The 20,831-nt window shown below is 66.8% G+C and carries 12 protein-coding genes and 1 pseudogene; 9 read left to right on the plus strand and 4 right to left on the minus strand.

Annotated features, from left to right (window positions below; translation table 11 throughout):
- Positions 1-165 precede the first annotated feature (165 nt).
- Positions 166-1,131 carry a pirin family protein gene (locus ACZ4AA_RS26320; protein WP_467607726.1) on the plus strand — a complete coding sequence of 322 codons (966 nt, stop codon included), beginning with the start codon at positions 166-168 and terminating at the stop codon, positions 1,129-1,131.
- 1,108 nt (positions 1,132-2,239) lie between these two features.
- On the opposite strand, the gene ACZ4AA_RS26325 is transcribed toward ACZ4AA_RS26320, so the two are convergent.
- The 4 genes from ACZ4AA_RS26325 to ACZ4AA_RS26340 all read right to left on the minus strand — a co-directional run bounded on the left by ACZ4AA_RS26325 (position 2,240) and on the right by ACZ4AA_RS26340 (position 12,030).
- Complete coding sequence (locus ACZ4AA_RS26325; RefSeq protein WP_467607729.1) at positions 2,240-7,681, minus strand: sacsin N-terminal ATP-binding-like domain-containing protein; 5,442 nt, start codon at positions 7,679-7,681, stop codon at positions 2,240-2,242.
- Positions 7,682-7,949: 268 nt separating this feature from the next.
- The gene (locus tag ACZ4AA_RS26330) at positions 7,950-8,144 is read right to left on the minus strand and encodes a hypothetical protein (RefSeq protein ID WP_467607732.1); all 195 of its coding nucleotides are present in this window, start codon (positions 8,142-8,144) and stop codon (positions 7,950-7,952) included.
- The gene (locus ACZ4AA_RS26335) at positions 8,145-9,626 is read right to left on the minus strand and encodes a UvrD-helicase domain-containing protein (RefSeq protein ID WP_467607735.1); all 1,482 of its coding nucleotides are present in this window, start codon (positions 9,624-9,626) and stop codon (positions 8,145-8,147) included.
- Positions 9,619-12,030 carry an ATP-dependent nuclease gene (locus ACZ4AA_RS26340; RefSeq protein WP_467607739.1) on the minus strand — a complete coding sequence of 804 codons (2,412 nt, stop codon included), beginning with the start codon at positions 12,028-12,030 and terminating at the stop codon, positions 9,619-9,621. Before ACZ4AA_RS26340 ends, ACZ4AA_RS26335 begins: the two co-directional genes overlap by 8 nt.
- Before the next feature lie 314 nt (positions 12,031-12,344).
- Here ACZ4AA_RS26340 and ACZ4AA_RS26345 point away from each other — a divergent pair, with 314 nt between their 5' ends.
- From ACZ4AA_RS26345 to ACZ4AA_RS26380, 8 genes and pseudogenes are all read left to right on the plus strand, one after another.
- Positions 12,345-13,517 (plus strand): hypothetical protein, encoded by a 1,173-nt coding sequence (locus ACZ4AA_RS26345; protein WP_467607743.1) that lies wholly within the window; start codon positions 12,345-12,347, stop codon positions 13,515-13,517.
- 508 nt (positions 13,518-14,025) lie between these two features.
- Positions 14,026-14,550 (plus strand): annotated as a pseudogene (locus ACZ4AA_RS26350) (peptidylprolyl isomerase).
- A gap of 363 nt (positions 14,551-14,913) precedes the next feature.
- A complete protein-coding gene (locus tag ACZ4AA_RS26355) occupies positions 14,914-15,378 on the plus strand; it encodes a hypothetical protein (RefSeq protein ID WP_467607747.1) in 465 nt (154 codons plus the stop codon).
- Positions 15,379-15,628: 250 nt separating this feature from the next.
- The gene (locus tag ACZ4AA_RS26360; protein ID WP_467607750.1) at positions 15,629-17,119 is read left to right on the plus strand and encodes a DUF4365 domain-containing protein; all 1,491 of its coding nucleotides are present in this window, start codon (positions 15,629-15,631) and stop codon (positions 17,117-17,119) included.
- Positions 17,116-18,570, plus strand: coding sequence for an argonaute/piwi family protein (locus ACZ4AA_RS26365; protein ID WP_467607754.1), 1,455 nt, complete (start codon positions 17,116-17,118; stop codon positions 18,568-18,570). The genes ACZ4AA_RS26360 and ACZ4AA_RS26365 overlap by 4 nt, the downstream gene beginning before the upstream one ends.
- A 189-nt stretch (positions 18,571-18,759) precedes the next feature.
- A complete protein-coding gene (locus tag ACZ4AA_RS26370; protein WP_467607757.1) occupies positions 18,760-18,978 on the plus strand; it encodes a transposase in 219 nt (72 codons plus the stop codon).
- A 263-nt stretch (positions 18,979-19,241) separates the two neighbouring features.
- Complete coding sequence (locus ACZ4AA_RS26375; protein ID WP_467607760.1) at positions 19,242-20,252, plus strand: hypothetical protein; 1,011 nt, start codon at positions 19,242-19,244, stop codon at positions 20,250-20,252.
- Positions 20,253-20,390: 138 nt separating this feature from the next.
- Positions 20,391-20,756 carry a transposase family protein gene (locus ACZ4AA_RS26380; protein ID WP_467607764.1) on the plus strand — a complete coding sequence of 122 codons (366 nt, stop codon included), beginning with the start codon at positions 20,391-20,393 and terminating at the stop codon, positions 20,754-20,756.
- Positions 20,757-20,831: the final 75 nt, after the last annotated feature.

Below are 20,831 nucleotides of genomic sequence, written 5' to 3' on the forward strand. Positions count from 1 at the left end.
CGCGCACGCCGGATCGGCCCCGGTCGGCCCTCGAACGGCCCCGGCCGCGGCACCCGGGCCCGATGACCGGGCGGCCCGGCCACCACGCCGGTTCCGGGTCAAGTGCCCCTCGATCCGCCGATCGATGGACTGACGAGAGCCCGCCGACGGGACTAGGTTGTGGGCATGAGCAATCTTGATCGGGAGGCGGTTCCCGCCCCCTGCGGCGGCCGCGGGTTCGTGGTGGCCGAGCCGGTGCGCGAACTCCTCAGCCCCCGCCGGGTCAAGCTCGGCGAGGCCACCGAGGTCCGCCGTCTGCTGCCCAACCTGGGCCGGCGCATGGTCGGAGCGTGGTGCTTCGTCGATCACTACGGGCCCGACGACATCGCCGACGAGCCCGGCATGCAGGTCCCGTCGCACCCGCACATGGGCCTCCAGACCGTCAGCTGGCTGCACGAGGGCGAGGTCCTGCACCGCGACTCCACGGGCAGCCTCCAGACGATCCGCCCGCGCGAACTCGGCCTCATGACCTCGGGCCGCGCCATCAGCCACTCGGAGGAGAGCCCCCGGGCCCACTCGCGCCTGCTGCACGGCGCCCAGCTCTGGGTCGCGCTGCCGGACAGCCACCGGCACACCGACCCGCGCTTCGAGCACCACGCCGAGCTGCCCGTCGTCACCGCCCCCGGCCTGCGGGCCACGCTCCTGCTGGGCGCGCTCGACGGCACGGTCTCGCCCGGCACGACGTACACGCCGATCGTCGGCGCCGACCTGGCCCTCGCGGCCGGTACGGACGTACGCCTGCCGCTGGAACCCGACTTCGAGTACGCCGTCCTCGCCATGTCCGGCGAGGCCCATGTCGACGGCGTACCGGTGCTCCCCGGCTCCATGCTCTACCTCGGCTGCGGCCGCACCGAGCTCCCGCTGCGCGCCGCGTCCGACGCGGGCCTCATGCTGCTCGGCGGTGAGCCGTTCGACGAAGAGCTGATCATGTGGTGGAACTTCATCGGGCGGTCCAATCAGGATATCGCACAAGCGCGTTCTGACTGGATGACCGGTTCGAGATTCGGTGAAGTAAAGGGCTACGACGGGGGTCCCCTGGCCGCCCCCGAACTGCCGCCGGGGCCACTGAAACCCCGAGGGAGAGTGCGCTGACCTGCGTAGACGGCTGGAGCGTGCGATTGCGGCCGTCTTCCGGTCGGCCCGGACCTCCTGGCTTTGCGTGAATGCTGCGGTGACGGCTGCCAGGGGTCTGGAGGCCGGTGGCGGGACGCCGCGCGTCTCCAGAGTTCGGCAAGGTGTGGGCGTCTCTGGTAGTCCTCATGCTGACTCAATGCTGACTTTTCTGATGCATCGTCAGCGATTAGTGAATGACGGTTGGGTAGCCACGTAAGCGAGTTTGCGTCGGGCGACGGAGCTGTTTGTGCTTCCCGTGACTGTGGAGCAGGTATGCGGACCGGATGTTGATTGGAAGCCCGTTGCCGAAGCGGCTGTGGCGATGGACGGCCGGGGGCCGGGTTGTGGGAAGTGCACAACCGTGCCCTTGGGCGTCCCGCAAATATGGGCGACGCTGTGGGAGCGTAACTTCCTTCAGTGACGGCGCGCTTTGAGCTGGTGTTTGTCTCTGGAGAGAGGTCTACGCAAGGCGGGGACTTGGATACCGGCAGGTTCTTCGTCTGCTGGTGGTACAGAGGCAGCGCATCGCTGACCAGCGCAAACAGCGCCCGTCTCGGCTTTGACAGGATTGCTGGCCCGGGAATGGTCCGGATCTTGACCGATACGGTCCCTCGGACTGGGTGGCCGCCCGGTGCCACGCAGCGGTCGGAGCCGAAAAAAGGGGGTGCCGCCTACTGGCGTCCGCTCGCACTCTGGTGTGACATAGTCATCTGCCGATACCGCCCTGTATGCCGATTCCCGCACGCTGCTGGCATAGAGCGATAATCCGCTCGCCGTGGCCGCGTGCGGAGGTGGCCATCCGTCGTGAGCTATGACGGTCCCACATGGCACAGGTGGTAGAAGCCGTCTTCTGGCGTCCATGTGGTCCAGGATGAGGCCGTTCACGTGGGTGTGGCCTGTGTGGTTCAGGTGCGTCGAGGCTGTTCGTGACAGCGATGTGACACGCGAGGGTCATTGAGGCCCCTGCCGGCCTGATGCTGGCAGGGGCTTCGTCGTTCCTCGGCGGTGGGGTCTGATCCCCTGCTTTCGCGTTCAGGCCGCTCCGTTCGCGAAGCGGCCTGAACGAAGATGTCGTGCAGTGCCGCCTTTAGTGCATCGTGGGCAAGGTGAATCGCAGCCGCAGCGCGTTGCCCACCAGGCGGTACCCCGCGAGCCCGGGTGCTCCGAAAGGGTTGGGCAATGGTGTGATGTGGCGGCGGGCGCCGTCCAGCACATGGGAGACGTACACGATGATGTACGTCTCGTCAGGCTTGAGGGCGCGTGCCCGGTCGACCTCGGACTCGCCCAACTGAATTTCGCCGTCGGCGCCGGTGGACGCTTTGACCTCGAAGTACAGGGTCCGCTCCGGGGTGGTGATCCGGAAGTCATAGCCGAGCCGGTCGTCCCCGATGCCATCTGGATAGACGTGCGAACGCAGTCCGGAGCGCCACGACTCCTGCTCAGGCACTTCATAGTGGCGGTGCAGCCACGCGCCGACGACCTTTTCCCCGGCGAGGCCGATGGCCAGTTTCGTCGCGGGATCCACAGGAGCCACCGTGTAGCCCTCACTGCTTTCGCCGCGCTCCCTCCGGGCCCGGGGGATTGTAGGCGGCAGCGATGCCAACGGCGTCGGCGAGACGGCAAGTTGGTCCTCGGTTACATCGCTTGCCACCTCGCGGGCCAGCGTGCGCAGGTCGTCCCGGCCGATGGGCAGGCGCTTTCCGCTGAGCACCACATGAGGGCCTGCGGCGAGCGGCCACGCACCTGTTCCGGGACCCGCCGGCACGCTTTGTCCGGCCGCCCGGGATTGGTCCAAGGCCAAGTCGGCGGAGCGGTGGGTGAGGGGCATGCCGTCAGGCCAGTAGCCGTGGTCGCTCAACCAGCGCGTCAGCCGCTGCTTGCGCAGCCGCTCGAAATCGAGGAGCCCCTGCGCGTCCATGGCCCGCGCGACCTCCTCGACGGAGGGAAGTCCGTGCGCCTGTCCGCCGCCTCCATGGAGGCGTACCCAGGTGTCTATGAGAGTGCGCAGCCGCGGAAGCTGCTCGTGCAGGACTCCCATGCACACGTCACGGAGCTCGGCGACCGGCCGCGTAGAGGCGCCATCCTTGGTCGCCCGCTTGCTCTGCGCGGGGGACGGGGCGGGCAGGTGAGCACGGGCCCATGCTTCCGCGTGCGTACGCAAGACATCGGTTGGCACGTCCCAATAGAGGTCGAGCCACTCCGGTGCTGCCTCAAGACCGGGTAGCTCGCGTAGCCCGACGTATGACTCAAGCGGCGATCCGGCTCGATACGCGGGAACGAACGCATCGCGTACACGATCGACGAGGTCGGCCCGGTTGTGCTGCAGCCAGTGCGCGAACTGGCGTGTGTGACCTGCCCTGTTGTGCACGGGCGGTAGGTCGAGGTCCCGCCACGCACGATTGGCGTCGGCCAACTTGACGCCGAGTGCGGTGAGTCTGCGCTGCCAGTCGTCGTCATCTATGAGGCGCATTAGCGTCCGGGTGGTTTTGGGGTTCACTCGTGAGGCCAGCCAGTCGTGGAGCTGCGCGCGATCGTGGAATGTCTCCTGCTGGCGTTGTAGATCCTCAGCGTGTGCGGGATCCACACAGGCCAGGAGCGGGACGAGGCGAGCGCTGCCGGAGCGTACAGAGGACCGGTCGGAGAGCACGGCCTCCAGCTTGCCCACGGGGACGCGCAGGACGTCTTCGAGGTCCACGTCGGCGACGTCTCCCGGCTTGGCGCATCGCTGCGCTAGTTTGAACAGGGCCAGTTGAAGACGTTCTCCAAGTACCGGAGCTCCGACGAGGGCGGCCACTGCGGGGGCTGCGTGCTGCAGGATCTCCCACTCCGGAGCCTGATCACCGTCGGGGTGGACTGTCACGACGAGCCCCCGTTCTGGTGTCCCCTGAAACAGCGACCGCTCCGCCGTCTCGCTGGGCACGACGTGACCGTCGACGTACTGCACTGTGCGCGTGGCCCGCACGAGCCGACAGGCGCCGATCCGCCGCATGATCAGAGCGGGTGAGACATCCGTGAGCCGCAGGGCCCGCTCGGCATCGAACTCGACGAGCCCCGCCACCAGCGTGGCCAGCCATGGCCCCGCAACCTCCGTCAGTAGGCCACCGGAGGCATCGTTCAAGGGCAGTCCGTCCGCTAGGACCTCCACGACGGCTGCACTGGTCCGGCGGGTGGGGAAGGAAGTTCGGCGACGCAGATAGGAGTTGACGCGGTCCGCGAGGGCGCCGGCACCGATCGGCAGCACGGGGACAGCGACGGCATCGAGTAGCCTGCGCTCGATGGCACCCTGATCGTCGGCGACGTAGATGGTCTCTGCCTTGTGGTCCTCTTCTGGGGCAGGACCCTCCTCCGGTGCTGCTTCGTTCTGCTCCGCCATCTGTTCCCGTTCCGTCCGCCCTCCGACCGCTGCGAGCGCGTCCTCACGCGAGACCACAAGGTCGGTCATCTCCCCGAAGCCCGTGGGCCCCGGCCCGTGCGCAGGCAGTAGGTCGCCCCACGCCTTCTCGTTTGCCTTGCGGACCAGATGGCCGAGCCGCCCGTGCCGCAGGCTCGGCGTTGACAACACCAGCTCGGCCAGGTGATCGAGCCGGGCGAGCGCGGATTCCGGATCGTCCCAACTGCGCACGCCCAGCAGGGCAAGGCGCACGCGGACCCGATCCGTGGTCCGCGCGCGCAGGGAGGCGGGCGCTGTGGCGAGGTATTCGGGCGCCGCACCCTCGCCCGACCACCACCATGCACTGCTCGCATCCGCGAACCGGGACGTGGCGGTCTGCCCGTCCGCGGGACGAGGATCTTGCTGCGGGATCCAGGGCGCTTGGGCGAGGAACCCCGCCAGCGGCGTCGGCCAGCGCGTGCCGTTTCGATCGGAACCGCCGGTGTAGGTCGTCTCCAGGACAGTGTCGGGCCAGGAGCCGAGCCCGTGCAGAATCAGCTCCGCGTACAGCTTGCGGCTGTCGTCGTCGAACGACTCGTAGTCGCTCTGGCCGGGCAGCGTGCACAGCGGCTGTTGCGAGCGGTAGGACACCGTGCTGTAGAGCCCACGCTGATGGTTCGTCCAACGGACTGCTGTCCGACGCCAGTTACGCAGCTCCTGTCGCGTCAGCGGGACGCTGGGGAACCCGGAGAAGCTGTAGGGAGAGTTGAGGATGCTGCCTTTCAGGGAGTCGGACGTCATGTTCACCGCATGTTGGCGAGGCCGCAGCCCGTGGCTGACGCCCTGTCGCTCCAGGAACCGCTGCAGCGTGCCGACATCGACGCTGGTCTCGTCGCCTGGCTCGAGGATCTCCTCCGGTGGCTCGATGACCTGCCCCGCGAGTCGCGCCAATTCGTCTGACCCGGCCGATTCCCTGGCGAGGAAGCGCACCAAAGTGTCGTCAACGTGTCGCTGAGTGCCTGGCCAGCCTGGGCCGAACATCGCGGTGCCCAGCGTGATCCAGCCGTCCCGCGCGGGCCCTAGCAGTCCGCTCACACGCAGGCCGCCCCCTCCCGACTCCGCGAGGTTTGCCGCCCACACGGTACACGCGTACTTCAGATACACGCGCAGCGCACCGTCGTCCCCCCGCTCCCTGCCCATGGCCTCGGCCACCACGTCGAGGACCGCCTGGGGCGCATACGGGTGCACCAGCTCCTGCTGCTCCAGCCAGCGCAACCCTTGCGTGCGACGCGTGGCCCGCTTCCCGGACCAGGGCAGGCCGCCGTGCGCGAAGCGGAGGTGCTCCGCGAGACGCTCGGGCACCGGCGCCGCGGTGGCGCCGGCCGTATCCGTGGCCGGGGGAGCAGTCATACGTGCGGCTGCCGACTCCACCGGCCGCGGTACGAACACCCCCGTGCCCCCGGCTGGCAGCAACTCCCCGCCGGTGCCGAGGATGATCTGCTTGCCGCGCAGCGCACGGCCGCCGTCCGTGAGGCAGAGGGACAGGTCGGCATAGAAATCCGCCCAGATGTCCAGCCCCACACGGTCGGCGTGCAACGCCAGAGCGAGCCGCTCCGCCCAGTCCGCGAGCCCGTCGGGACGCGGACCGAAGCGCAGCCCGAACCGTCGGCCGAGATCCTCCAGACGCCGCAGCCGCGTTGAGTGGAGCCCCGGATCGATGAGGTCCTTGACGCCCGCCGTGGCCAGCGCCTGCGGAGTGAACACCCTTGCCTTCCCGGGCTTCTGCCATGCGAAGGCGCCAGCGAGCGAGGTGTGGTCTCCGGCCGGATGAAGCACCGGCAGGAACGCGACCTTTTCGAGCGACTGGCCCAGCATCCGTATCGCGGACTGCAGCCGGTGCACCTGCGCCGGGCTCCAGCACAACAGGTCGACGAGCGCAGCCGACGGAATCCGCCTCCGTGTGCCTGCGGGCAACAGCGCCGCCAGCGCGCAGGCGCGGGCCACCGCGTCGAGCAGCAGCGTGTTCCACGGCACAGTTTCGGAGAACGACCGGCGCTCGAAGGTGGTGAAGAACGGCGCGTTAACAAACCCGGGCACCGGACAGGGCGCCTCGTCCGCCATCGGCAAGAACGCGTACAGCCGCCCGGCGTCCAAAGGGTCGCCCGCCGGAACGGCCACGCTGACCTCCGCCGGGCCCCGCCATGTGGACCAGACCTTGCTCATCACCCGCGCGTCGACGGCTCGCTCGATCGCTTCGCGGGCCGTGGCCTCGTCCACCTGGGTGTGCACCACAATGAGACGCATACGACGCCGCAGCACCACCTCCTGCACACGCAGCCCCTCCGCCGAGATGAGGGTGCGGACCTTCCTCTCGTACGTCTCCGGGCGGGTCCGCCTCTTGTCGGTGCCGCCACGGCGCGCGATGGTCACCTTGGCTACGCGGTGCAGGAACAGCTCGAAGGGCGCCTGAGGAGCAGTGAGTTCGGCGAGCTGACGCTCGACCTCGGCGCGCGCCTGCGCCGAGCGCAGCGGCAGTCGGATGACGGTCACGAAGCCCCGGCGCCGGAACGACCGGACGCTCTCCGGAACGTCGTCCACTGGAACCGGCAGCTTCAAGGAGCTGACTCCATCGCGCAGTTGCTGTGCCGCCGACGGATTGTCCGGCGCCACTTGTTCGGCGATCCAGTCGAAGTCGGCGGGTTGGGCGAAGCGGAAGCAAAAACCGTCAAAGGTGCGCGCGTTTTGCCGGGACACGCTGTATACCTCGGGAGCAACGGTGAGCTGGAGGACGCTCTTGAAGCCGATGCCTTTGTGCCCGATGCCTTCGTCAGGACGCTTGGGCGACAGGCCGACCGTGCAGACCCCCTTGAAGTCCTCGTCGCTGAACGACCGCCCTCCGTTGGCCACATGAAGGACGCCGTGATCGCCCTCGTCCTCGCACAACAGGAACTCGATCTGGCCGTCGCGCCGCTTCGCCGGATGTGCGTCGTGCGCGTTCTGCAGTAGCTCGATCAAGACGCGGCCCTCATACCCAGGCGTGATCATCTCGTCGACGAGCGCCTTGAGTTCACGGGCGGTGGACCGCCCGCTCTCCACATCCGTGAGATAGCCCCGCGCCTCAACGAGACTCTGCCTCAGGACGAGGTCCCGCCATGACATCCCCACAACCCTTGGCCCTCCTGCTCCCCGCGTGATCCAACGCGTACGACGAGGCTAGCGGCGGCTACTGACAAGCGTTCGTACGACTGCGCGACCGGCGCGGCCCGAACCCGTTTGCCGCGAGTGGCGCGCACGATCCGCCAGGCGACTCGAGGGCTTACTTCCTGGGGGAGGGCGGGCAGATGCCGCCGTCGTTGGTTGCCTAGTTCCCTGACGCTTGCACGGCCTTCGTGCACGCTCGCCCCGAGGAGCTGCTGTGCCCTGACTGTCAGCGCGGGGTCGTGTTGTCATGTCCGATGTCGCCGAGTGCCCGGTAGGATCCCCGCGCGTAGAGGATGTGGTGGGACTGGCCGGAGGCGCCTTGGCGCAACTTCGTGGCCGCCTGGTCGTCGAGGAGCAACTCCTTTTTCCCCGTGGGGACACGCCCGCGACGGCTGGCCTCGGTGCACACGACCTGCCACATTCAGCTCATGGCATAGGTGTTGAGGCGGGCACGCGTGAGCGCCACGTACAGGGCACGATGGTCCTCCCGTGCAGGGTCGAGGCCGTGCGCCAGGGCCGAGGCGTCTGCCGGGCTCAGCTTGACGGCTACCGTGTTCCACTCTCGCCCTTTGGACTGGTGACAGGTAAGGCCAGGTCTCAACTGGTCGTCTGTGAGCCGAAGTTGTAGACGCTCCAGTGCGCGGAGCGGCTTGCGCGCGAGCTGTGTCGTAGCGATCCCCGGAATGAGGTCCGCGAGACTGGGAGTCAGTCTCTGCCACACCAAGGCCGGTTGGTGACCGTCCTTGAGGTCAGCCACCGCGGCCTGCAGGCAGGGGCGGATCGTTGTCGCTAGCGCCTCCTTGTCCAGCCCGAGTGTGACCAGAGCATCGTGCAGAAATACTGCCTGTGTGCCCAGCGCATTCTGTGCGATCTCATTGAGGAGCAGGGTGCAGATCGCCTCTTGAACCTGACCGACGCCGGGCTTGATGGCGAGGGGCAGGACGCGCGGATCGCACTCCCACAGTGCCTTCCACTTGAGTGCGAGGACCATGTCGGCATCGCGGGCAGAACCAGCCGGCAGCGTGACGGGCACGCGTCGTCGCAGGCGCCGCGTAAGCCATGCCTGTCTGTCGGTTCCCCACCGAAAGGAGTCGTCCAGGTAGTGCGTGGAGAAGCCGTTCTCCCTTATGTATGCCGCCATAGCAGCGGGACGGGCGCCTCTGAACTGGTAGAGGGCCTGCCACGGATCCCCGACCAAGGTGAGAGAGCTGGACGCTGACGCAGCGAGTGAGAAGATGTCCCGGTCCAGATCGTTGGCGTCGAACACCTCATCAACCGTCAACGAGCGCACCGAGGTCTCGAAGTACGAGATCAGTGCTCGGCGTGCGGGACCAGCTGTGAGGGCCTCTTGAAGAACCTCCCGTACGTTGTCATGGGTACATGCGCCAGCGGAGACCGCTTCCTTGAAGTGCATGGCTGATGGGTGGCTCGAGGTCTGGGGCTCGTTGACGGTTCTTATGACGACGTGGCCGCCGTCGACCCGTAGAACGGGCTTTATGCGGCTGGGTTTTGTCGGGAGGGCTGTCCGCCATGAGTCCAACACGTCAATTTCCGTGTGTCCTCCTGGCCAGTGCAGAACGCCTTCATTGAGCAGGTAGAAGAGTAGGTCGCACAGAAGGGTGTCCAGGGTCACGATGCGGTGCGGCCAGCGCAGTGATGCCGACCCCCATTGCCGGGCGACACGCGTTCGTAGTTCCTCGGTGGCTGACCTGGTGAAGCTGACCGCTACGACCGCGCGTGCGTCGGTGGGGGCGGCAAAGCGGTGCAGGCCGAATCGCAGGGCTGACACGGTGGTCTTTCCGGAGCCGGGTGCCGCTTCGACGTAGACGCGGCTGTGCGGGCTGCCACTTGCGGTGAGCTGCTGTCGTGTCAGTGCGTGAAGCCCTGTGCTGGATCTAGGCATTGTGCTGTCCGTGTGGCCAGGGCCCGGGTATCCGCACGTGTGTGGGCCAGCCTCCTGGCTGGCGACCTGTCGTCTGGTTCTGCCGGATTGGACGTGAGCGCAGAAGATCGTCCCAGTTCTGGGTTTCCTGCGCTTCGCCTGCCGCGGCCTCGAACTCGTGCTCTGCGTCGATGGGCTCGTCTTCTGGCCAGTACGCCGGGTCGTCGAGATCGTCATCCCATTCGATGTCGTCTGGCAACTTGTCCCAGATGTTGTCGGGAGCGAGCCACCCGGGCGGCTCCATGGCGGCATCTTCGGACGACAGATCGCCGGTGGTGTCTGGGGCAGCGGCCGGATACAGGAAGTCGAAGAGGTCCTCGAGGTGCTCGGGGACCGTCACGAGGGAAAGGCCGTCGGCCGCCTCGCCGTCGATGTCGTTGGCTTCCCGGAGCACCGCGGCGAGAGCGAGGGCGAACTCGGCCTTACGCCGTGCACCCCGGCCTTCCTTGACTGCTTCCTCGCCGTTCTTTCCTGCTCTTCGGCTGGCGAAGTAGGACCGGACGCTGTCGACGGTGACTTCAGCCAATGGATGGTTTGGGTCGACCGCTTGTTGGGCTTCCGCGACAAGGTCCTCGTTGCCCGGAGTGATCGCCGGCTCGAGGGTGGGATGACTGATGAAAACCTGGACTACGGACCTATCGTGATCTGCAGCCCACTTGGGCATGTCGCGAGCGCTGTCGAAGGGAAGGTCGCTGTCGCTGTCACGGAGGATGGCCAGCTTCGTGCACAGCTCCTTGCCCGGTGTCGCCAGGAGATGGGCGGCCCACTGGCCGACTTTGGTGCCCATCGGGACGATGCTCAGGGCATCAATGAAGGCTTGCTTCGCTTCGTCGTCGCCTGCCCAGGCCCGGCCGAACTCGCGCACCACCGCGCCCTCGGTAACTCCTTCAACTAGGAGCAGGCGTTCGGCGAAGAGAGCCGATGAACGACTCGCGTCGAGGTGCAGTCTGGCCATGCGGAGCGTGGCATCGCGATGCTGGGACGGGACCACGTCCTTGACGCAGCGGCTCACACTTCCATGGTCGGTGCGACGCACGACGACGAGCTCCGTGGGGTCGCACGCTGTGATGATGTCAGTCGCGTGACTGGTGAGGATCACCTGTAGCTCGGGGCGCGCCTTGACGGTTCTGCGCAGGTAACGGACCAACGAGTGCTGCAGCTGAGGGTGGAGATGGGCTTCAGGCTCCTCGATGATGACCGTTGCGTGAAACGGAGCCGTGGAGAAGAAGGAGTCTTCCTCGGAGGCCGCCTCAGCATGCGCTTGAGCCAAGTTCTCGAACGCTTGCCGCGCCTGCTCCTCCTCGGACGGGGATTCGTGATCGCTGCTCTCCGGTGGGTCCGCGGAGGCGAGGGGGACCTCTGTTGAATCAGGTATCGCAGCCAACGTCACTGCAATATGAAGCAGGTTGACGTACCCAAGGCCAGAAACTTCCAGAGGACGGGCTGCGGAACGGCCTTCGATCACGGCGAGCATGATCTCCAGCACGCGGGCGAGATAGGTGTCGTCGATGACCTGGCCGCGCACGTAGGGCCATTGTGGGCTCACGCCAGCCGACAGTCTGCCCAGCTGCTCGCTGATGCGGGCCTCAACGGCGTCGATCAGGCTGTCCTTGGCTAGATCCTCCAATAGTCGGGAGGCACGGGCCCGTAGAGCCACCAGGTTGCGGCTGCCATGGAGTTCCTGCTGTCGTGCGCGTAGCAGCTCCACCAAGATGCGCACCTCGCGGCGCGCCAGTTCGTCCAGTGGATGACGCCAGGCGGGAAGATAGATGAGCTTGAACTGGTCGATCCTCCGGGCGAGGCCGTGGCTGCTTGTCAGGCGCGAGGTGACTGTCCCCAGCTGTCGGTGCAGGGAGACACTCCAGGATTCAGCTTCTCCTCCGGGCCGTCTGTGCCCTGTGGTGTGCATCTCGCGGCCGAGGCGCCCCTCGGCTTGGAGGTCGTCGGCCAGGTTGTACGTGATGTCGATGCTGCGCTCGACGCCGGCATCAGGGGATGCCAGCGCGGCTGAAGTCGGCCTCGGGAGCACCGGAAACCGATTCCCTGGGTGCGCGAGGTAGAGCGCGTCTGTGAGTGTGGTCTTGCCCGCGCCGTTCGGCCCGATCATCACACTGAACCTGCCCGGAAGGTCGCAGCTCATTGGCATCTCTGCGCTCGCGCGCAGACCGCTCACCTTGACGCGACTCAGATACATGGCAGGCCCCCCGATCGACTCCGTCACTCTGTCAACATCATCGCTCAGCGGTGCGCTGCGCTGCGCAGATTCCCCTCTGGAACGCTGTGCCACCCAGGGCGGATTTCCGAACCAATTGCCCGCTGCGCGCTTGGTTTCCAGCGTTACGTGCCGCTTGAGTCGATCAGCCACTGATGATGCGCCAACTTTTGCATCACCCGATACTGAGAGCTGCCGATCTGAACTGGGATGCTGTCACAGGGGCTGTCGTGACAGATGTTGCCCCCGTCGGCTTGTCTCGGTGGGGGTTCTGCCCGCGGGGCCGATGGCGCCGCGCTTGTCGGCCTCGGCTTGGGAGTCCGGCCTGTGGGCACTTCCTCGGGTCGGCCACTTCAACAGGGGTCCGGAAGGGGTGAGAACGGCTGACTCGGTTGAGCCCTGCGGTCGTCGGGACGCAGTGGAAATGGAATGAGAATGGCCCGCGGAGCGACCTACGATCGTCTGTCATGGGTGTATACGCGAGCCGGAATCGGACGGATGCGGCGCCGAAGCGGGCGGCCGAGCCACAGGCCGAGTTCTTCGAGAGGGTCGCCGGTCCGTTCTGGGACCAGGTTCGGGATGTGATCAACGAATGGTGGTCGTGCTTCCCTGACCAGGCTCAACCCGGCCTGCTCAGCCGGCTGCGGGACCGAAATTCCGACACGAACGTCTACTCTGCGCTGTGGGAGTTGTACCTGCACGAGATGTTGCTCGGTTCCGGTTGCAGCGTGGAGGTTGAGCGGCAAACGGGAACAGGTGGCTATAAGCCCGACTTCCTGGTTACGCGCGGCAACGAGCAGTTCGTCGTCGAGGCGATCTGGAAGGCTCAGAAGCGCGACGCTGGGTCTTACTCGCTCCCACCGCAGTTGAGCGATGCCATCGATCGCTTGCCGAGTCCGAACTTCTTCGTATCGTGCGAACTCCATAGCGCCGGTACGGCAACGCCGCCGCAGAGACGGCTGAAGTCCGGGCTGACGCGATGGCTTGCAAGCTTGGACCCCGACCAGGTCATCGCCGACCATGAGCGCAAGGTGCCGCTTTCCAGTCACATTTGGCAAGAGGCTGGCTGGTGCCTCACGTTTCAAGCGATCCCCCGCAGCCCAGGCAAACGTGGCAATCCATCCAGCAGGACAATCGGCGTCTACCCTTCGACATGGGCGGTCGAGGACGGGTCGGAGCGAGTGCTCGACGCCGTCACACGCAAGGGTGGGAAGTATGGTGACCTGGAGCTGCCATTCATCGTGGCGGTAGGCCATGCAGCCGACTTCCCCGAAGATGAGGACATTGAGAGAGCGCTGTACGGGAGTACGGTCGAGTACGCCTACGACAGCGGATCGACCTTCAGCCGAAAGCCCGATGGCTACTGGACTGCCACCTACGACCATGCCCACAGCCGTGTCAGCGGCGTGCTCGTCGTGAACAACCCAGCCCCCTGGACCTGGACGAAGAACACTCCCGTTCTCTGGCAAAGCCCGGATCCCGCCTCGCTTCCTGTCCCCGTCTTCCCTACCTGGGCAACCGCGCAACTGGCTGGGATCCAGGTCGAGCGCCAGCCCGCGAATCGCTCCGTCCACACTGCTCTCGGTCTGCCGGAACGCTGGCCGACCGGCGACGCCTTCCCCCGGAGTGACCCGAGATGACGGCAGCGGCACCGTCCGCCTCGACAGCGGCACCCCGGTGAGATCACCTCATGCACACGGCAGCGTTCGTTGAGGGCCTCTGCGTGGACCGGGGAGGCCGCTCGACCGGGTTCCGGGAGCATCCGTCGTGCACCGGGTGGACGCCCTGATCGGCCAGCCGACGCTGTGCCGCATCCGAACGAAGTGGCCTGCGGCCCGGGCCGAAGCTGGGAGGTGGATTTGGCTTGCGGGCGGGTTCTCGCCCGCCGGGCCGAGCTTTAGGCTGCGACCGCTCCGAAATCTGGCGATCTTTTGGAGGGTGTGCAGGATGAACCGAGCTCTCATGACCGCATTGGCGGCAGCAGCGTTGGTCGTGTCCGGGGGCAGCACCACCGCCTCCGCTTACGCGGCCCCGCCGCGAACCACGCACGGTCCTTGCCAGTACACCCAGACCCCGGACGAGCCGGCGGCGCGGCGGGTTCCCCTGCCGCCCGACCCGCGGCACACCCCCAGTCACGGCACGGTCGGTATGGCTGTCCGGACCAGCCAGGGCCCGCTCCCGCTGAGTCTGGACCGGGAGAAGGCGCCGTGCACGGTCCAGAGCTTCGTGCACCTGGCGCGGCACCGGTTCTACGACCGCACGGTGTGCCATCGGCTGACGGCGTATCCGACGCTGAAGGTCCTGCAGTGTGGCGACCCGACCGGCACTGGCGAGGGTGGGCCGGGGTACGAGTAGAAGGACGAGCTGCCGGTGGACCTGCCGCCGGTACCGAGCGATCCGACCGGCGTCCGTCGCCTTTACGGGCGCGGTTTGCTGGCGATGGCCAACGCCGGTCCGAACACGAACGGTTCGCAGTTCTTCGTCGTCTACGGCGACTCCGCGCTGCGACCCAACTACACGGTGTTCGGCACCGTCGGTGCCGCCGGCCTGAAGACGCTCGACAAGATCGCTGCTGGTGGTATCGAGCCAACTACGCAGAACCCGGCGCCTGTCGACGGCACGCCCGTGCTGCGGACCGAGCTGCTCAACGTCCGGCCGTCCTGTCGGCCCTGATGAACTGCAGTGCGGTCACCGTGGGTTCAGCGTGTCTGGTCTCACGGTGATGTGAAGGAGCCGTTGCCGACGTCCGCCCAGGTGACGTCGCCGATGCAGTCGTAGAAGGTGACCGGGTCAGCTGGGGGGGCACATGTAGGCCAGGCCGCCGCCGTTCGAGCCGATGACCACTTGCCCTCCTAGGATCTTCGTGGAGCGACTTCTGGGAGCGGAGTAGGGTGCGGGCCCTACGCCGCCGAGGACTGGTTCACGTGGCTGGCACGGTGGCGCCCGCTGCGGCGCGAGCGTGGTTCGGCAAACGCGGCGGACGCCGTACGGCGAGCGCTGAGCAGCGGGCCGCAAGCCGCCTCCGTTCGCGACGTCGTGCAGGACTGGTGGCGCGATCAGGCCCCGCCCACCGGCGTCACGATCCGCGACGACATGCGTCAGGAGGTCTTCCGCCCGCTCCCCATCCACCTCGGCGCGCTGGACGAGACTCTGAAGTGGGGCGGCGAAGCCGCCGAGGCGGCCGATACCCGCATCGACGTCGAGCTGACGGTTCAGCACGGCACGCTGCACGTCTGGCTCGGCCTCGACAGGGTGGACGTCCGGGCGGCTTGCGATGATTTCGCCCGCCTGCTGTCGCACACCCTTCCGTACACTGACTGCCTGGTCGGTGACGACCATGTACTGCTGCGCCTGCACGGCGATCTCGAGACAGATCCTCTTCATCCCTTGGCCGCCGCAGGCATGGATGCCTACGCCTCCGGGCCGAAGGACCGGCGACGGCTCATTGAGCAAGTCGCTGACGGGCCTGCGGAAGCACAGGGCAAGCAGCCGTATTCGTGAGCCCGTAACGCGAGCCGGGCCACGTTCTTCGCTCCGCTTCAGCGTGGCAAGGGCGTGACAGGTGCCGCTCATTCGCTTTCGTCGTTGGTGACGGTCTCGAAAATGGTGTCGGCACAGGCATTGTCACGGCTGATCGTCAGCGGAGCGCTGGATGCGGTCGGGCCTGACTGTCAGTGGTGCCGCATACCCTGAATGAGTACCTCAGGCGGCTACTTGTCGACGGGCCGTGTCCAGCAAGGAGGGTGGGGCGATGGCTGATCGCAAGACTGTGACGCGCCAGACGTTCATCGGTGAGAAAGGCATTGCCCTGATCGAACGACGCTGCCTGGAGATGGGCCACCTCTTCCATCCCCGGCGCGTCGATCACGGCATCGACGGACACATCGATCTGGTCGACCCCGACAGCCGTGCCGTGCTGAACCTGACCCTGCTGGTCCAGAGCAAAGCGCAGGACCGACGCTTCTCTGGCGAGACGGACGACGGCTTCCACTACCTCTGCGACCAGCGCGATCTTGATCACTGGCTGTCCGGCAACTCGCCGGTCATCCTGGTCTTTTCCCACCCTGAGAGTCATGAGGCGTGGTGGGTGGAGGTCAAGGCGGCGTTCCCGGACGCGGTCAGCCGTGCTGCCCGCCGCGTGGACATCGACAAGCACACCCAGCGCTTCGACCGGGACGCCGCCCAGGCACTGCTGCGCTTGGCGATGCCGCGGACGACGGGCCTGTACCTGCGGCCCGCGTCGATCACCGAAGTGCTGACCACGAACCTGCTGCCCGTCATCGAGATGCCGCCGGCCGTGCATCTGGCCCCGACGGCCTTCACTGACTACCGCGCGGCCGGTGGCGCACTGGAGACGCAGGGCCGGCGTGAGTCCGGTTGGATCCTGCGGGACAACCTGGTCCTGTCGTTCCACGACCTGCGGGACTCGCCTTTGCGGGTGCTCTGCGACGGAGATCCCGAGCGGCACGAGACCAGAGAGTGGGCGGACAGCGACGACCTCGACACCCAGCACCGCTTCGCTGACCTGCTCTCCCGGACCGTTCAGGGCTCCTATCCGGAACTGCGGTGGCACAAGGACCGCAAGCACATGCACTTTCGCGCGACCTCGCACCTGGGGCCTCGCAAGGCGGGCAAGGGACCCGGATCACGCGGCCGGACCGTGTTCGGTCCGCACACCTCGAAGTCCGACCCACAGCGCGTCGGCTACTACCACCACGCTGCACTGCGCACGAGATTCCGGCGCCTGGACGGTGTCTGGTATTGCCAGCTGGAACCGGACTACTGCTTCACCACCGACGGGTACACCGAATACCCTTTCGCCGACCGGCTCCTGGCGGGGATCAAACGTCTCGACCGGCATCCGGCGGTCCGAGGCTGGACCCGCATGTGGGCCAACTACCTGCGCCAGGAAGCCGACTTGTTCACGGAAGCACGGCCCGTCCAGTTCGGCGAGCTGGCCACCATGACGGTCGAGCGCGGTATCGACGACCTGTTGTGGGGGCCGGCGCCGTCCGGGGCCGCACCGGAGGACGACCAGGACCCGTCCGCCGGAGGCCAGGAAAGTCTGGACGCTGTACTGGCTGTCGCGGATGCGGACACCCAGGATCTCCTCAGCCTGCTCCAGGACGGCGAGAGCGACGAGGGCGCTCCTCGGCGAAGAAGCCCTGGAAGCAAAGCCAGGTCTGCAGGGCTGCGGACGCCCCGTCAGGGACGGGCGAGCGGTGCGAGGCGAGGCCGGTGATCAGCTCGGTGATCCTTGACGAACCAGAACTGGAATTCGGCGGAGCGGCCCGGCACATCGATCCACGGTTCGGGATCACGAACTACGGCCCCGCCGATCTCGGCGCGGCCGACGCGCCCAGGGCGATCCGCGTCGGCCTGGTCGGTCCTGCGGACCAACTCGACGGGCTGCGCCGATGGCTGGAGCGCTGCCGGGAACCCATCGCGGCCAAGGACGAGAAGTACCCGCATCTCTTCCCGGAATTCCCCGGCTGCGACACCGACCGCGGTCTGCACACCACCCTTGTCTTCAGCGACCGCAACACGCGGGCGATCAGCAGCCGCGACCTGCGCGCCATCGAGACCGCCGGCCAGCCGGCAGCCCTGACCAAGGCCGTGAGCATTTACGCGGAAGAGATCAGGACCCTGGCTGACGAGAACCGTGTCGACGTCCTCCTGGTCGCCAGACCCGAGCAGCTCATCGACACCGCCGGCCGATCAGCCCGCGGCCCGAAGGAGGCCGACGAGCTTCCAGCCCGGGACGCGCTCGACGAGCCGCCCCCGGCCCAGTTCGCCAACTTCCACGACCTGCTCAAAGCCCGGCTGCTGCACCTGCGCCAGCCCATCCAGATCATCCGACGCAGCACCTGGGACGAAGCCACCCGGCCTCCCGAGGGTCACAGTCGCCAGGACGAGGCCAGCCGGGCCTGGAACCTGCACGTCGCCCTCTACTACAAGGCCGGTGGAGTCCCGTGGCGCCTCCTGCGCAGTCCCGCTGACCTCACGACCTGCTACGTCGGTGTCGCCTTCTACCGCAGCGACGACGGGAGCTCTCTGAGCACCTCCGTCGCGCAGGTATTCAACGAACGCGGGGACGGCGTGATCGTGCGCGGAGGGCCGGCGAGGATCAGCCGCACCGACCGCCAGCCCCACCTGGCCCGCGCCGACGCGCACGCCCTCCTGGTCCACGCCCTGGACGCCTACCGGCGCGAGCACCACACCGCACCCGCGCGCATCGTGCTGCACAAGACCTCGGCCTTCACCGACGACGAGGCAGGCGGCTTCCAAGACACCGCGGACGAACGGTTCATCGACACGCTGGAGATGAGCTGGATCACCAGCAGCGAAGGAGCCGCAGCCTTCCGTCCCGGAGACGCACCGCCCCTGCGCGGCACCCTCGTCACCCTCGGCGAACGCGAACTCGCGCTGTACGCCACCGGCAGCATCGAGTTCTACCGAACCTACCCCGGCATGTACATTCCGCGCCCGATCGGCATCAGGCCCGTGACCCCCACCCGCAACCCCCGCGAACTGGCCGCCGAAGTCCTCGCCCTGACCAAGATGAACTGGAACCAGACCCGCCTCGACGGGCGCCTCCCCGTCACCCTGCGCACGGCCAACCAGGTCAAATCCGTCCTGCGCTTCTGCCCGCCCGACCAGGCTGTCGCCACCCGCTACGCCCACTACATGTAGTCAGCCGACCGGGCGATTCGCTTTCCGCTGGCCGGGCCCGCACGCCGATCCGTTCCGGCGCGTCGCACGCCCGTGGTGCGGGTGCGCGGCCGGTCCTGGCGCGCTGGTCGATTGCCGCCATGTGCTGCTACCGGCCGGGCGACTCCTCCCGGTTGATCTACCGGCTGCGCCAGCACCGCAAGCACCGGGGTGCAGTACGCAACAGCCTCGCTTGGACCGACTACCGCGACCTGGTCCTGCGCCCCACATCCAGCTCAAAGCCCTATCGTCCTGATCTGGGACGACCTCAACACCCGCCGGTCCGCCGGGATGCGCGAGTACGCGAACAAACTCGACTGGTTCGCTATTGCCCAATTACCCTCCTACGCACCAGATCTGAAACCGGTGGAGGTGTCTGGTCGCTGTTAAGGCGCGGTCCGCTGGCCAACACCGCCTTCACCGACGACGACCATCTCGAACGCACCCTCCGCTTGTCGGCGTCATATTCAGCTCCGCCCAGACCTGAGCGGCGGGTGCCTTGCCGGCACTGGACTCAAGCTCACGCATCAGCCGACAACACTCCGAAGAGTTCAGTGACTCAGACACCAGGGGACAAGTAACTCGCCGGTACTGGTCAGGGCCGTCACGCTCCGCCCATACGATCGACCCCACACGGACGTTGAGGGGGATGCATGAACCCGATAGCGCGGAGCCCGTTTGGCCCCGCAGCAGAGCAGCACTGCAACATCAAGGCCCATGCTGAGCTGGCGTTGCTCGACGAGAACGTTAAGAACCTGTCCAAGGCACTCGTGGAGGAATACAGGAAGGAGACCGCGAAGTACCAGCACCTTGCTGAAATGGAAAGGGACGCGCGCCGCGAGGCCGAGACTAGGGCAAGGTCCTACGCCAAAGTGATCGACCAGCATGATGACCTCAAAGCAAAACTCGAATCGATGATCCCTGACTTGGTGCAGGAAGTGCAGCACCTGCCGAAGGAACCCGAGGTCGCTGAGTTGGAAGCTCAGCTCAGGGCGGCGGAGAAGGAGCGGGGCAGCCTCGCCGAGCTGCTCAGAGCTGCAGAGGAGGAGCGAGACGCAGCCCTGCGCGCCCGTGACACTGCCATCGCACGCCTGCGACCCCGGCAGGAGGACGGCATTGTGGTGGGAGACGCGGATGCCCTCCAGCTGAGGTTGGATGCACCCACCCTTTGTGGCGTCCTCGAACAAGCGAAGCACTATTGCACGCTGCTCGTAATCACCGCTGACCCTGACGAGGCCGAACGGCTGGAGCACCATCAAAAGGCGTCGCTCTGGAGGAATCGCCTTGCAGACGCCCTCGCGATGATCCAGACGTACGCCGAGGATAAGAATCTGACCAGGGCGCGCGGCCGCGGGGCGGGCCCTGACTTCGCCAACCTGAGGGCGTACTGCGGCAGCCGCCCATCCCCGTTGCTCTCACCAGTCAAGGTGATTCTGAACGAGGGGAAGTTCGCCAGCAGCAGCCCTCGCGGCAAGGCTGACAGGAGACTCCGGGTCCCCGAGGACATCGACCCGTCGGGATACGCGGCAATGCTGGAACACATCCGCATCGGCGACGGAGCGCCACCTGCACCGCGCTTGCACTACCTTGATGACACGGATCAAAGCGGCCTGATCGTCGTGGGATTCTTCGGTGAACACCTGCACAACGCCAGCACCAACTAACAGGGGAGACCAGAAAAACAGGCCCCGAACTCCCAGGGGCATTGCGTGATTGGGATTGGTCCGGTTCACCGGTCTCATGAGTGACGTGGCGTCATGTCCGTTGTGCGCCAAGGGGCCCAGGAGAGCAGAGCAGGCACGGTGCTGGTGATCATGTGGTTGTCGAGACCCATTGATCCCCTCACCTCAAGCGATGTTGCTGACCTGCGGCGTTTCCTGATCCTGGTCGCCGATCCTCGCGATGCGCGAGGACTGCGGTATCCGGCCCTCGCGCTGCTGTGCGCAGCCGTCTCGGCGGTGCTGACCGGGGCTCGCTCGCTCATCGCGATCAGCGAGTGGATCACCGATACCCCGCAGCATGTGCTGGGCGTCCTCGGCTTCGCCGCCGATCCACCACAACCGCGCTGCCCATCCAGCCGCCCGGGCCACCGTGCACCCAGAAGGACAGCGGTTCTCCCACGGCGGCGGATCACCGCCACCGCCGCGGCTAGTGCTCTGACCACATAGGTTCGCCGCGTTGGTGGTCATGGCGGTTGGATGTGTGGTGACGTCCGTCTGACCGCTGGGGGTGTGGTGGCTGAT

Source organism: Streptomyces sp. NPDC024698 (assembly GCF_055559015.1).